Origin of the sequence: Bacillus cereus (genome assembly GCF_002577405.1) — a bacterium.
Classification (GTDB): Bacteria; Bacillota; Bacilli; order Bacillales; family Bacillaceae_G; genus Bacillus_A; species Bacillus_A cereus_AU.
This window is the reverse complement of record NZ_NULR01000011.1, coordinates 92,623-106,174: the sequence shown is the minus strand read 5'-3', so window position 1 is coordinate 106,174 and position 13,552 is coordinate 92,623. Positions and strand designations below refer to the sequence as shown.

Below are 13,552 nucleotides of genomic sequence, written 5' to 3'. Positions count from 1 at the left end.
TGTAATGATTGAAATTACGAATGTGTCAAAAAGTTATAATGGATCTACTTATGCAGTAAAAGATTTAAGTTTATCGGTACCTAGTGGAGAAATTTTTGGGTTTTTAGGACCGAATGGTGCGGGTAAATCAACGACAATTAAGATGATTACTGGTATTCACGGAGTGGATAAAGGGACTATTACGATCAACGGCAAAGATATTATGAAAAATCCAATGGAAGCGAAAAAGACGTTTGGTTATGTTCCGGATAGTCCAGATATGTTTTTGCGATTAAAAGGAATTGAATATTTAAACTTTATGGCAGATATGTATGAAGTACCGAAAGAAGTAAGACAAGAGCGAATAGAGTCTTTAGCGAAGAAGTTTGATCTTTATAATGCGTTATCTGATCAAATTCAAAGTTACTCACACGGTATGAGACAAAAGATTGTTATTATTGGTGTGCTCGTGCATGAGCCGGACGTATGGATTTTAGATGAACCGTTAACGGGGCTTGATCCGAAGTCTGCATATATTTTGAAAGAAATGATGAGAGAACATGCAGATAAAGGAAAGATTGTATTTTTCTCTACGCACGTATTAGAAGTAGCTGAAAAAATATGTGACCGCGTTGCGATTATTAATAAGGGGAATCTTCAGTTTAAAGGAAATTTAGATGAAATGAGAGATCATTTTAAATCCAATGAATCACTTGAAAAAATGTTCTTGGAGATGACGGGAAATGAGTAAAATATGGACGTTAACAAAGGTATTATTGAAATTAAATTATGCAGATTTTATAACAGATAAGAAGAAGCGATGGGCGTATTTATTTTCGTTTGCAGCAATATTATTTGTAGGTTTTTTAATATTTGGTTCGATGACCCACGGAATGTATGAAGGAATGATACATCTCGGACAGAATCCAGCGATTATAATTGCAATGGGATTAGCTATTGCTAGTATATGGGTGTTTTTGATGAGTATTATGAACATTTTAACAGTGTTTTACTATAGTAATGATGTTGAAATGTTACTACCGTTACCGTTAAAACCCGCGCAAATTATTTCTGCAAAATTCTTTACGGTGTTAATTACACAATACGTAATGAGTTCGTTTATTTTATGGCCTATCTTTATTACTTACGGTTTAAAGAGCGGTGCATTCATTACATATTATATTTATATGGTTGTCATTTACATATTCTTCCCGATCGTTCCGTTAGTGTTAGCTTCGTTAATTATGACACTTATTATGAGGTATACGAATATAGCAAAAAACAAAGACCGAGGAAATATATTTATTGGAATCGTAAGCATACTATTTATTGTAGGAATTAATGTATTTATGCAGTGGAGAAATAAAAGTGCAGTATCTGGAGCTGGAGATTCAGTTGCGAATTATCTTGCAAATAATCAATCCTCCCTCTTCGTACAAATGACAAATTATTTTCCGACTACATATTTTGGTGCAATGGGATTAGTAGAAAATGCAAATTGGAAGGGTCCTTTATATGTAATGATCTTTGCAATTATTTCATTTGTATTTTTTGTGTTGTTTTATTACATTGCAGAGCGTACATATTTAAAAGGGGTTATTGGACTTTCAACGAGTACAGCAAAAAAAGAGGTCATTTCAGCAGAAGGTTTACAAAAATCAACGGTACAAAGTTCTCATTTAAAAGCATATGTGAAAAAAGAATTTAAAACGTTATTCCGTACACCGCAATTTTTCTTAAATTGCATTGTGCAAACTTTTGTAATGCCGATTATGTTGTTCTTTATTTTATTCGTGCAAGATGGAAATTTAAAGTTTATTACGGAATATGTAAACAATCCAGAGAAAGCGGGTTTTGCAATTGGTGCTGGACTTTGTGCATCGTTATTTTTAATGGGAAATAACGTAATTGCAACGACGTCATTCTCTCGAGATGGAAGCGCATGGTTTGTGAATCGTTATTTACCAGTAAAAGCTTCGGATATCTTTTTTGCAAAAGCGATAACTGCCTGGTTAATTAATATAATCATTTTAGCAGTATTCGGTATTACAATGGCAGTTGTAGCGGGAGTTTCTCCAGTCTTCATGATACTTTGGTTTTTACTAAGTGCGAACGGTTTATTGTTAATCAATTTAATCGGTACACGCTGGGATGCACAAACTGCAGATATTCATTGGGATACAGAGCAGAAATTATTTAAAAGCCGATATACAACTTTGTGGAATTTTTTAGCTAACATTTTAATAGCTTTAGTTATTGTAGCAGGTGTAAGTGTATTATACTTCGTCCTTCATGTAGGGCTTTGGGTTATGTTTATTGTTTTATTTGTACTATTTACGATTGTAAATTATATCTTTATTAAAATTTTGAAATTAGGCGCAGAACGTATATTGTCAAATATTCAATAAGAAGATAGATCCTCTGTATTCGTGCAGGGGATTTATCCATAGATGGAGGAGAAATGGTGAAGAAAATAGCAATTGTAACAGGGGCAACTCGTCTGAATGGAATTGGTGCGGCTGTATGCAAGGTGCTTGCTCAAAAGGGGATAGACATTTTTTTCACGTATTGGCCTCAGTATGATAAAGCGATGCCGTGGGGAATGAATGATCAAGAACCTTTTGTGTTGAAAAAGGAGATTGAAAGTTACGGTGTTCGATGTGAAATGGCAGAAATCAACTTATCACAGTCTTATTCACCTAATCGTGTATTGTATATGGTATCAGAACGCTTAGGTGAGCCATCTATTCTTATTAATAATGCGGCATATTCTACTCATACGAAAATTGAAGAGTTAGATGTAGAACAGTTAGATAAACATTATACGGTCAATGTTCGTGCTCCTATGTTATTAAGTTCATTATTTATTAAACATTTTTCACGCAAAACAAGTGGAAGTGTTATAAATCTTACTTCTGGGCAGTCACTGGGACCAATGCCAGATGAACTGGCATATGTAGCAACGAAAGGAGCAATTGAAGCATTTACAAAATCAGTAGCACCAGTTGCGATGGAGAAAGGGATTACAGTGAATGCTGTTGATCCAGGACCGACGAATACAGGATGGATTACAGAGGAGTTACAGCATCATTTAGTGTGGAAGTCCCCGCAAGGTAGAGTTGGAGAATCCATGGATGCTGCACGTTTAATAGCTTTTTTAGTAAGTGAAGAAGCGAAGTGGGTTACTGGGCAAGTCATACATTCAAATGGTGGTTACTCATAAATATATTATGTTAACAAATGTTGAGAAACAAAAAATGAAAGAAAATTTTATTTTTTTGTATAAATAAAATGTCAAGAAAGATAAAAATTTGATAGGAGAGTATATCGTCATATGAAGATAGTAATACTTCATGTGACAATATACTCTTTTTCTTTTACAACAGAGCAGAAAAATGAAGTAGAAGAAACTCGAATATTAAAATGAGTTTATCAGTTTTTGTACGTATTATTATGAAGATTACTGTCGGAAAGATGGTGATTTATGTGAAAAGGGATTTTTTAAAGGGAAATCGAATCGTAAAGGGGAGGATAAATTAAGTAAACATAGGGGGATTTATATGAAAATGAAAAAGGTCGCTATCGCATCGATAACAATTGGTACAATGCTTACTATGGCAGCTTGTAGTCCTTCGGCAGATAAAGAGACAGAAAAGAAGGAGCAAGTAACGGCGCAAAATGAAGGTGAAGCAAAAACGACAAGTACAGATGAAGCGTCAAAAACAACGAAAGATACTGAAAAAGAAACAAATACTTCTTCAAATGAAAAAACAGATAAAGATGCAAAAAATACGAAAGAATCATCTGGAACAGAAAGTAACGGCAAAACATCAACTCAAAACGAGAATGTGAAAACAAAAGAAAAAGAAACGACAGGTAAAACGAATGAGCAAACGACTAGTGGAAAAGCAACAGATCAAAGTACAAGTACAAACTCAAACGGAAAAACAACGAAAGATCCGAAGAAAAGCGTAGCTGTGAAAACAAATGTAAAAGAAGTTGTTGCTTTAATTGATAGCTTAGACAAGCAACTAGCTGCTAATCCTAAATTGGAAACAGTGAATAAGCTTGGAAAACAAATTAATGAGAAATGGGATGTAATTGAGAAAGATTTAGAAGCATCGCACCCAACTGACTTTAAAACCATTGGCCAAAGTATGTACCCGTTAATTGTAGGAGCGGAGAAAGAAAAAATAGATGTTACTAAAATGAAGTCATTAACGACGAAAACGAAAAAAGATTTAAATCTTTTATTGACGAAGTTATCGTAGTGTGAAAAGAGCCTACTCGTGTGAGTAGGCTTCTTTTAGGTTGAGAGTTTATTTTAAAGTTAATGGGAAAACTATCTAAAAAGGATGGTGACAAAAATGACAATCGATCGAATTTGTACAATTGGGCCAGCAAGCAATAATAAAGAAACGTTAGCGCAGTTAATAAAGAACGGTATGAAAATTGTTCGGCTAAATTTATCACATGGCACGCATGAAAGTCATAAAGACATCATTCGTTTAGTGAAATCTTTAGATGATTCTATTAAATTTTTAGGTGATGTACAAGGTCCTAAAATAAGATTAGGTGAAATGAACGGAGAACAAATTACACTTCAGGCGGGCAATTCTTTTATTTTACATACACAACCAGTTACAGGGAGCAATACAGAAGCAAGTATCGATTATGTTGGAATTGCGAATGATGTGAAAGTTGGAAGTAGAATTTTAATTAATGATGGAGAAGTTGAATTAATTGTTGAAAAGGTAAGTACGGAAAAAATAGAAACAAAGGTCAAAATAGGTGGTATTATCTCATCTCATAAAGGGGTGAATTTACCAGGGGCGATCGTTAGCTTACCAGCTATTACAGAGAAAGATAAAAAAGATATTCAGTTTCTTTTAAAAGAGAATGTTGATTTTATTGCGTGTTCTTTTGTGCGAAAACCTAGTCATATAAAGGAAATACGGGATTTTATAAAGCAGCATAAAGAATCTTCCCCGAGTTTAATTGCAAAAATAGAAACGATGGAAGCAATCGAGAATTTTCAAGATATATGTAAAGAGGCGGATGGAATTATGATTGCAAGGGGCGATTTAGGAGTAGAGTTACCGTTCCAATTTATTCCGCTCTTACAAAAAATGATGATTCATGAGTGTAATCGAACGAATACATATGTCATTACAGCAACACAAATGCTTCAATCTATGGTAGATCATTCTATTCCTACAAGAGCTGAGGTGACTGATGTATTTCAAGCTGTACTGGACGGGACGAATGCAGTTATGCTTTCTGCTGAAAGTGCATCAGGAGAACATCCAATTGAAAGTGTGAGAACACTACGCCTCGTTTCTGAATTTGCGGAGCATGTGAAAAAAGATGGTCCTTTTGCGATGAAAGATGTACTGGAATTGCTGCATAAATCTTTCGGTGAGTGATGAATAAACACGAGGGGAATATGCATCCCCCTCGTGTTTTTAACTCATATTAATCTTGCTCTTGCTCATCCAAAATCTTATCAAAAGCAGCAGATACTTTGTCAAACTCTTCGTCATTTTCAATGTATGAAAACTCATTATCTTCTTCTACTTTTAAAAAGAAGATATCAATGTCTTCCTCAGTTTCTGTTTGAATGTCTTCTACGAAGGCAACTGCAATATATTCTGCGCCTTCGACATCCATAGCTCCAAGTACTTCTACTTCCTGATCCTCATTATTCTCATCACTAAGTGTAAACACTTCGCCAACTTCAATATCAGACATATTCATTCTCCTCCTGTTAGACTCTAAAAAATTGAGCGCTCAAACTGTATACATACTAACATATCTTTCCATGAAAAACCAAATTCATACGTAAGAAAAACAACTGATTCTTCTTTAGTATGAGTATACAGCTATAAGGAGCATTATTTTTTGTGTGCTATATTACTAAATCCATTCAACAATTGTATCCATAGTCTGTCTTGTTTTATTACGCTTTGGCTCTTCTTTACGGTAACCAAAGGCAACCATAACAGATACTTCAAGATGATCGCCCTGTATAATGCCTTCTTGGTGAAGTAAAGAATCTACTTTCTCTTTATCAAATCCTTCTATTGGACAAGAGTCAATGCCAATTTGAGCTGCACTCGTCATCATATTACCTAAAGCAATATAAGATTGTTTAGATGCCCAATCAAATACAGCACGATCGGATTGTAACAAGTTAAAATCTGATTCCTGGAACTTTTTGAAGAATTCATATCTAATTTTTTGAGTGTCTTCAGGTAATCCAATAATATCGTTCATCATATATTTAATATATTTTGCATCATAATGCATATCTTTAATGTTTCTTGAAAGAACAATGACAAAGTGACTTGCTGTTGCAAGTTGTCCACCAGCTCCCCATGAATAAGGTTCTAGTTTTTCTCTTAATTCTTTATTTTGTACGACAATAAATTTCCAAGGCTCATATCCAAAAGAAGAAGGAGATAATCTTCCTGTTTCTAAAATAAATTTAAAATCTTCTTCTGAAATTTTCTGCATAGGATCGAATTCTTTACATGCATGTCTGAAATGAAAAGCCTCCATAATTTTTTCTTTTGTCATTTGTTTTGTATTTGTCATAAAAGTTCCTCTTTTCATTATTTTATTTTTGTAAGTAAATTATATTTTTAAAGTAACATAGAAACAAGTACGCACATTTATGTGGTATAGTATCAAAAAAGATACTATTGATAAGGGAAGGGATTTCTTATGGATTGTGCAAACGAAAATAATATAAATTACCCATTTTTAAATAAATATTCTTGTCCAGTCGAAGCGATGGTCGAGGTGATTGGGGGGAAATGGAAAGGGGTTATTTTGTATCATTTATTAGATGGTAAAAAGAGGTTTAATGAATTAAAGAGATTAAAACCTAATATCACACAAAGAATGTTAACACTGCAGCTGAGAGAACTTGAAGCAGATGGCATCATACATCGTGAAGTGTACCGTGAAGTGCCTCCAAAAGTAGAATATTCGTTAACTGAGCTTGGTGAATCACTTCGTCCAATGATTCTATTAATGTTGGAGTGGGCAACTCATAATATGGAGAAAGTTTTGGAGAGTAGAAATATACAAAATAATAGTAAATAGTTGAATTTGGTATAGTAGAGACGGACAGGGATTTTTCTTGAATTGGTAGTGGGGCTGGAAAACCGTATATTATCAAAATAGGTAATGGGAAGCTTTGTAGGATTAAATTGATTATAATTATTTTATGTAAACTAATTGCTTGGTTATCTATAAAATGAAAATATCTACTTATCGTTGATATAGTGTAAGTAATGATAGATATATTCGAAAAATCGTTAATATAATTTCACTTACGAAGGTGTTGTTCGTTTAGGAAAAGGGGCTGTCATGCGCGGACAGCCCTTTTTTAATTTACCTGAGTTACATTTTGAGCACATTTCACAATCATAACGTGCTAGGCATATTACAATAATTATCAAATGTATCATCTTTCAAAGAAGAAAGCGGAACCTTCACCTCACTACCTTCTTTCATATTCCGCAGCACAACAGTGTCTGTACTAAGTTCTTCCTCACCAATAATAAGCACATACGGGATATTTTCTTTGTTTGCGTAATTAAGAGCCCGTTTTAATTTACGTCCTGCCAGTTCTAGTTCGACTTTTAATGAAGTAGTAGCTCGTAATTGCTGGGCAATTTGCAAGCATTGTAATTCTGTCCCGAGTGGGATGATAAATAAATCGGCTGTAGATGATGTAGTTTCTTTTTGTGATAGTGCTGTATAAATAACATCCAAACCGAATGAAATACCAACTGTTGGATAGTTCATATTATCACCACGGAACGCTCCAATAATATTATCGTATCGACCACCGCTACCGATGCTAGATGTAATTGAGCTATTTTTTAAAAAGATTTCATACACAGTGCCTGTATACATTGTGAGTCCTCGTGCTAAAAACGGATTGAATATCGTATTTTCGTTTATTCCAAGGGCAATCAAATATTGCTGTAATTGTTGCAATTCGTTTATTCCATCGGTAACGAGTGGATTATTAAATGCTTCTTCAAATTCAGTAAGCTTAAACTTCATACAAGATAAAACGGTATTACATATCGTATCGGCCATTTCTACAGTAATTCCTCGCTCCAATACATCTTTCCGTACACCATCAATCCCAATCTTTTCGATTTTGTCTAATGATAAAATTACGTCACTTGTTAATTCGGCAGGGATGTTCATAGACTGGAGAATACCGTTTAATAATTTTCGGTTATTATATTGAATGGTTACTTCTAAGTTTAACGTTCGAAACAGTTCAAATGCCATGCTCATAAGTTCCGCTTCCGCCATGACAGACTCTACACCAACTATATCAACGTCGCATTGAATGAACTCGCGAAATCTTCCTTGTTTAATCGGACCATCTCGAAATACTTTCCCAATTTCATACCGTTTAAAAGGGAGGCGGATGTTAGGATTCATTGCCACAACTTTTGCGAATGGAATCGTTAAATCGTATCGTAAGGCAAGTTCGCGTTTTCCTTGATCCTTAAGCGTATATATTTCTTTTAGTATTTCATCACCACCACCGTACTTGTAAGACATAAGTTCATACATATTTAACGTTGGTGTTTCTAACGGTTTACAGCCATAACGTTCAAACGTATCTTCACACGCTCTTTTAATTTTATTTCGCAATACTTGTTCCTCTGGTAAATAGTCTTTCGTTCCTTTTACATTTTTCATTTCCATCATAATCACTCCTTTTTTAAATTAAAAAAAGCTATGCAGGTATAAAAATACCCACATAGCTTTATGAACGCTTCGTGGGTCAACAGGAAAAGCCCTGTACCCACGAAGAAAAAAATTTCTCCGGATACACGGCGTTACGTATGATGATGAAGTTGGAAAGAAGTATTAAAATTTCGCATTGCAAATCTCTCCTTAACATAAGTTTTTCCAAATTATATCAGATGATTTTTGAATTATCAATATTTTTAGTTTTGAAATATACGTGAAGTTATGTAGGAGAAATGGAAAAGGGTGTATAATAAAAGAAAACTTAATAATATGAAATAACCTTTTAAGGAGACCACTATGAAAAAAGATAAAACAAATGCGATGCGAATATTAGATAAAGAAAAAATTGAATATTCGATGATGTCATATGATCCGGACGATGGAAAAATTGACGGCGTATCAGTAGCTGAGAAAATTGGACGAGAAGTGAGAGAAGTATATAAAACGTTAATCGCTCAAGGGAATAGTAAAAATTATCATGTGTTTATCATTCCAGTAGATGAGGAATTGAATTTAAAAACTGCGGCAAAAGCAGTAAGTGAAAAGAAAATTGAAATGATTGCTGTAAAAGATATTACGAAAGTGTCAGGATACATTCGCGGCGGTTGTTCACCAGTCGGCATGAAGAAGTTATTTTCTACATGTATTGATGAGAGTGCTCAATCACTTGAAACGATCATTGTAAGTGGAGGGAAAATCGGTATACAAATTGAGCTGAAAGTTGAAGACTTGGCGAAAGTGACGAGAGCGCAGTTTGGTGAGGTAACGAAGTAAATATACATAGGGAAAGAAGTTCTATAAAATTTTATATTTAGGTTATAGATGTTAAACTCAATAAAATCAAAGGTAGGAGCATATTTGATATGTACAAAATGTTCCTACCTTTTTATCATTATTTTATTATCAATTACTTTTTCAAAATAACCAAACTTGATTCGTACGATCCTTACGTTATTTGAATTACGATTTAGATTTAGATCTCAACATGATTCCTCTTTTAGTAATAACATAATTCTCTGGTAAGCAAGTTGTGCCTGGATGATTTTCGCAACGTGAAAAAAGCTCTTTTAAATCTCGTTGAAAATCACTACGTGGACGCTTTGGTTCTGCAATTCCCCATTTATCCATGCACTCTAGAATCAAAGATTGAGCCTCCGGGTATATCCTTGCAGTTTCAAGAAGACAGCCGACTGCAACTGAGCGGGTAGGTTCCTCGTATCTTTTCTTCAGTTTATCAACACAGCTTGTAGTCATATTCCAAAGCCATACGTGGTAAGTTAGATTACTATCAGGGATAGGTGTATCAAAGAATCCCCTGCGAATGCATGCCCATAAAGTTAGTATACTATTATTAGTAAGAGTAGAAGATTCGTGGTTACCAACATTGATGACAAGTGAACTTATATGATTGGATATATTAATGCCTCTTTCAGCCAATCTCCGCCATATATTGCAAATGAACTCTTGTGTCGGTATATCCTTTCTATAATAATCCGATAACACCAGCTCTACTACTTCCGGTGGCAACGAAACGTTTAAGGAAATTAATTCATCCAACATCACAGCTGCCCGGTATTGAACATATCGTTCAGAATCTAATGTATCTCGTTCCTTTTTGTCAATATACAATAATCGTGCGATTTGCGTAACGTATGGTTGCAGATCAGCATCCTTACTCAAACTTTCATAAGCCACTTCTAATAAATCAGCAATTAATTCAGGGTTGTTCATTTGAGTGTAAACACCCTTATCATGCTTGCCATGACATAAGCTCTCGATATAGCTAACTATCCAATTTGCAGCTTTCGACGTTTCACCAGATGACAGTATAAAATCAGCAAGGCTAGTCTTCATACTTTGGCGTTGAATAGATTCCCCAGAAACAAATTGCTGCAGCTTATCCAAAATAATATCATCTTTTAACATATCGAATACAGATCCCCCTTCACTGACCAGTAAAATTAGTTTTTTCAGATACTAAACTTATCGCTAGTCTCTCCATCCCTACACATTTTACCTTATTTTAGTAATTATTGATGGGACAACTAAATAGTAACACATATTGGCACAGTCCTGGCAAACAACCCCATGAGGGATAGCACATCACCCAATGTTTAATTAAGATACTATCCTGCTGAAACGTCAGTTCTTTTTCGCCACTAATCTGAAAAGATACCATTTTTCTTTCAAACTTTGGTTGATGAGGTTTTTGGTGTTTTTTTACATTAAATGTATGTAGATTTAGCCGAAGACTAGTTTGACAAACGGAGGCAGCAAGCAAAGGTGAAAAAGCTACAGTATACGAAGAAAAGAATGGTTGGCTAAGAATTGGTACAGATGAGTGGATTTATAATGAGCCTAGCTACATCGTCTATACGAAAGATAAAATTTAAATAGTTAAGAAGTAAGTCATACATCACATATTTCATTTATTCCCAGGCAATGGACAGCATTTTCTCCATTGCCTGTTTTTGTGTTTCAGTTTTTTAATAGTTATATAGAAATTTGAAATGGAGTTAGAAGGAAGAGTAATTGTCTGTAAAATATTGGACGTTTTAGGTTGATTTAGTATATGGGTTTTTAAGTTTTTACGTGATTTTACATTTGTAAATGAGGGTTTTTGTTGTTTGATGGCGATAAAAACGAACATTTTTAAAATATTTTCGAAAAACATTCATATTTTAATTGCGAATATACAAAAAGTTTGTTATATTACCAATATAATAATTTTAAATAACATCACTCGTATATACTCGGTAATATGGTCCGAGCGTTTCTACCTAGTTCCCAATGAAAGAACTGGACTACGGGTTAAAGTATTCGGTCGCTCTATGTAATGTGCGCTACCGATTTATAATTTTGCATATGCTTAATTAACTTTGACTACCGTAGTTCTAGAAAGTAGAGATTCTTCTACAATTTCTAGAACTTTTTTGTTTGGACCAAAGCATCGAGTATAGAAAACAACAAGAGAAAGAGGAGATTATTTATGAAGAAGAATACGTTGAAAAAATGTGCTGCCCTAGTAACTACTGTTGCATTGTCATTCTCGATACTTGCGGGATGTAATGCGAGTCCGAAACAAGTTGAGGCAAAAAGCAATCAAAAACCAATCTTAATTCAAGGGCCAATGCCGATAGAAGCTGAAAATTTTGCAAAAAGATTAAAAAATGTGAAAGAAGAAAAGTCTGGAACTTTCGTATTTTATAAAGGAACTGTCGACAATTATCCTGTAATCGTAGCGAAAACAGGTAAAGGAATGGAAAATACAGCTGCCGCTACAGCAGTAGCTATTGAAAAATATAAGCCTCAGGCGATTATTAACCAAGGAACATCAGGTGGACATGATCCAAATTTAAATGTATTTGATATCGTTTTAGGAAAACAAGTAGCAAACATAGGTTCATTAAAAACAACAAATATGGATGAGAATCAAGGAATTGAGCCGACAAAATGGATATCTATGGACTTAATGGCTTCTGAAGGAAGTGCAGGAGAAGATCCAAATGCTGAGAAAATCCGATACTACGAGGGAGATAAGGATTTACTTGCAGCGGCGAATGCGGTAAAAGATAAATACACAAAAGGTAAAGTGGTGGAAGGTACGATTGGTTCAGCAGACGTTTGGAATAATGAAGTTGATAGAATTAAGTGGTTCCATACAAAATACGGTACATCTGTAGAAGAAATGGAAGGTGCAGCAGCAGCACAAATCGCAAAAGCGTATGATGTACCATTTTTAGGAATTCGAGTATTATCTAACAATAAAACAAACGGCGGAAAATATAATCCAAATACAGCAGCAGCAAATCAAGAATATGTATATGAAGTAGTTAAAAAGTATATTGATACGTTGCCAAATAAATAAAAGTATTTCTAGTAAAGAAACGTCAAGTAACCCCGAAATAAACGACAAAAGTTGTTTGTTTCGGGGTATTTGCTGTTTTCTTATTCACTACTGAAGTAGTTCGTAACGTTTCAATAGTATAGAAGGTTTTGCGGAAGAAAATTGCAATCTAGTTTTCTAAGATCGTTCGTCTACATACAAATTATTGCAACATTAGACAGGGAAACGAAAATAATCCAAGAATATGTTATATAGAAAGAAAAAGGAAAAGAGGGAAAATGATGTGGAAAACTACGGATCTATGTGATGAGTTTGAAAAAGAATTACAAATATGTCGCCAGTCTTTTCGGTCTTTTGGGAAGAAAGAACAATTCTACGGGAAAATTGCAACGGTAAAAGTGAAGGATGATAATGTACTAGTGAAAGAAGGACTGCAAACATTACCGGAAGGAACGGTATTAGTTGTTGATGGAGGAGCCTCTACGAATTGTGCGTTACTCGGTGATAATTTGGCAGCTATTGCAGAGGAAAGAAAGTTGGCAGGCATTATTGTGAATGGATATGTTCGTGATTCTAGTGAACTAAAGAATATTAATATTGGTATTTTAGCGTTAGGTACGATGCCAAATAGAAGTGTAAAAGAAGGGAAAGGAGAACGAAATATTTCATTACAATTTGGACAAGTGGAATGGAAGCCAAATGAATATGTTTATGCTGATGAAGATGGCGTTATTATTAGTGAAAAGAGTTTGCATAGTTAGGAGATTGGAAGTTAGTATTCTTAGAAAATAAATCCGATAAAGCGTGGACAAATTTCTTTGTCAATAGTAAAATAATACAGAAATTTAAAATTTACAGAATGTATAGGTTTATCGTTTTACGATAACTTAAATGGAAGTTAGTTTTACCTTGAAAAGTGAATGTTATCACAAT

Annotated in this window: 13 protein-coding genes, 1 pseudogene and 1 riboswitch; of the genes and pseudogenes, 10 read left to right on the top strand and 4 right to left on the bottom strand. The window is 34.4% G+C overall.

All coding sequences use genetic code 11. From position 1 onward, the window contains the following. Positions 1-4 precede the first annotated feature (4 nt). From COC96_RS14885 to COC96_RS14860, 5 genes are all read left to right on the top strand, one after another. Positions 5-730, top strand: coding sequence for an ABC transporter ATP-binding protein (locus COC96_RS14885; protein WP_000570199.1), 726 nt, complete (start codon positions 5-7; stop codon positions 728-730). Next, a complete protein-coding gene (locus COC96_RS14880; protein WP_098267520.1) occupies positions 723-2,387 on the top strand; it encodes a putative ABC transporter permease subunit in 1,665 nt (554 codons plus the stop codon). The genes COC96_RS14885 and COC96_RS14880 overlap by 8 nt, the downstream gene beginning before the upstream one ends. Positions 2,388-2,443: 56 nt before the next feature. After that, positions 2,444-3,202: an SDR family oxidoreductase gene (locus COC96_RS14875; RefSeq protein ID WP_098769026.1), complete on the top strand. Its 759-nt coding sequence runs from the start codon at positions 2,444-2,446 to the stop codon at positions 3,200-3,202. A 337-nt stretch (positions 3,203-3,539) separates the two neighbouring features. Then, entirely contained in the window at positions 3,540-4,250 is a 711-nt protein-coding gene (locus COC96_RS14865) for a hypothetical protein (protein ID WP_098768996.1), read from the top strand. 84 nt (positions 4,251-4,334) lie between these two features. Beyond that, a complete protein-coding gene (locus COC96_RS14860; protein ID WP_098768995.1) occupies positions 4,335-5,405 on the top strand; it encodes a pyruvate kinase in 1,071 nt (356 codons plus the stop codon). Between the two features lie 49 nt (positions 5,406-5,454). Here COC96_RS14860 and COC96_RS14855 read toward each other — a convergent pair whose 3' ends face one another. Beyond that, positions 5,455-5,736, bottom strand: coding sequence for a DUF1292 domain-containing protein (locus tag COC96_RS14855; protein ID WP_098267525.1), 282 nt, complete (start codon positions 5,734-5,736; stop codon positions 5,455-5,457). Positions 5,737-5,895: 159 nt separating this feature from the next. After that, positions 5,896-6,576: an NAD(P)H-dependent oxidoreductase gene (locus COC96_RS14850; RefSeq protein ID WP_098768994.1), complete on the bottom strand. Its 681-nt coding sequence runs from the start codon at positions 6,574-6,576 to the stop codon at positions 5,896-5,898. Between the two features lie 129 nt (positions 6,577-6,705). Between COC96_RS14850 and COC96_RS14845 the strand changes: the two genes are divergently transcribed. Further along, positions 6,706-7,089 (top strand): winged helix-turn-helix transcriptional regulator, encoded by a 384-nt coding sequence (locus COC96_RS14845; RefSeq protein WP_098267527.1) that lies wholly within the window; start codon positions 6,706-6,708, stop codon positions 7,087-7,089. A 324-nt stretch (positions 7,090-7,413) separates the two neighbouring features. Here the strand turns inward: COC96_RS14845 and COC96_RS14840 are convergent, their stop codons facing one another. Continuing rightward, positions 7,414-8,727 (bottom strand): histidine--tRNA ligase, encoded by a 1,314-nt coding sequence (locus tag COC96_RS14840; protein ID WP_098768993.1) that lies wholly within the window; start codon positions 8,725-8,727, stop codon positions 7,414-7,416. A gap of 342 nt (positions 8,728-9,069) precedes the next feature. Between COC96_RS14840 and ybaK the strand changes: the two genes are divergently transcribed. Further along, entirely contained in the window at positions 9,070-9,546 is a 477-nt protein-coding gene (gene ybaK / locus COC96_RS14835) for a Cys-tRNA(Pro) deacylase (protein ID WP_098768992.1), read from the top strand. A gap of 186 nt (positions 9,547-9,732) precedes the next feature. On the opposite strand, the gene COC96_RS14830 is transcribed toward ybaK, so the two are convergent. Beyond that, a complete protein-coding gene (locus tag COC96_RS14830) occupies positions 9,733-10,698 on the bottom strand; it encodes a hypothetical protein (RefSeq protein WP_098768991.1) in 966 nt (321 codons plus the stop codon). Between the two features lie 347 nt (positions 10,699-11,045). Here COC96_RS14830 and COC96_RS28065 point away from each other — a divergent pair. The 3 genes and pseudogenes from COC96_RS28065 to rraA form a co-directional block, all read left to right on the top strand. Further along, positions 11,046-11,165, top strand: a pseudogene (locus tag COC96_RS28065) (S-layer homology domain-containing protein); the annotation flags it as partial. A gap of 330 nt (positions 11,166-11,495) precedes the next feature. Next, positions 11,496-11,599: riboswitch (purine riboswitch) on the top strand. 162 nt (positions 11,600-11,761) lie between these two features. Further along, positions 11,762-12,640: a 5'-methylthioadenosine/S-adenosylhomocysteine nucleosidase gene (locus COC96_RS14820; RefSeq protein ID WP_098768990.1), complete on the top strand. Its 879-nt coding sequence runs from the start codon at positions 11,762-11,764 to the stop codon at positions 12,638-12,640. Between the two features lie 260 nt (positions 12,641-12,900). After that, the gene (gene rraA / locus COC96_RS14815) at positions 12,901-13,380 is read left to right on the top strand and encodes a ribonuclease E activity regulator RraA (RefSeq protein WP_098267531.1); all 480 of its coding nucleotides are present in this window, start codon (positions 12,901-12,903) and stop codon (positions 13,378-13,380) included. Positions 13,381-13,552 lie beyond the last annotated feature (172 nt).

What these genes read in the sequence shown, in the direction of transcription:
- COC96_RS14885 (WP_000570199.1), top strand. Translation starts at nt 5, where the DNA reads ATGATTGAAATTACGAATGTGTCAAAAAGTTATAATGGATCTACTTAT.
- COC96_RS14880 (WP_098267520.1), top strand. Translation starts at nt 723, where the DNA reads ATGAGTAAAATATGGACGTTAACAAAGGTATTATTGAAATTAAATTAT.
- COC96_RS14865 (WP_098768996.1), top strand. Translation starts at nt 3,540, where the DNA reads ATGAAAATGAAAAAGGTCGCTATCGCATCGATAACAATTGGTACAATG.
- COC96_RS14860 (WP_098768995.1), top strand. Translation starts at nt 4,335, where the DNA reads ATGGTGACAAAAATGACAATCGATCGAATTTGTACAATTGGGCCAGCA.
- COC96_RS14855 (WP_098267525.1), bottom strand. Translation starts at nt 5,736, where the DNA reads ATGAATATGTCTGATATTGAAGTTGGCGAAGTGTTTACACTTAGTGAT.
- COC96_RS14850 (WP_098768994.1), bottom strand. Translation starts at nt 6,576, where the DNA reads ATGACAAATACAAAACAAATGACAAAAGAAAAAATTATGGAGGCTTTT.
- COC96_RS14845 (WP_098267527.1), top strand. Translation starts at nt 6,706, where the DNA reads ATGGATTGTGCAAACGAAAATAATATAAATTACCCATTTTTAAATAAA.
- COC96_RS14840 (WP_098768993.1), bottom strand. Translation starts at nt 8,727, where the DNA reads ATGATGGAAATGAAAAATGTAAAAGGAACGAAAGACTATTTACCAGAG.
- ybaK (WP_098768992.1), top strand. Translation starts at nt 9,070, where the DNA reads ATGAAAAAAGATAAAACAAATGCGATGCGAATATTAGATAAAGAAAAA.
- COC96_RS14830 (WP_098768991.1), bottom strand. Translation starts at nt 10,698, where the DNA reads ATGTTAAAAGATGATATTATTTTGGATAAGCTGCAGCAATTTGTTTCT.
- COC96_RS14820 (WP_098768990.1), top strand. Translation starts at nt 11,762, where the DNA reads ATGAAGAAGAATACGTTGAAAAAATGTGCTGCCCTAGTAACTACTGTT.
- rraA (WP_098267531.1), top strand. Translation starts at nt 12,901, where the DNA reads ATGTGGAAAACTACGGATCTATGTGATGAGTTTGAAAAAGAATTACAA.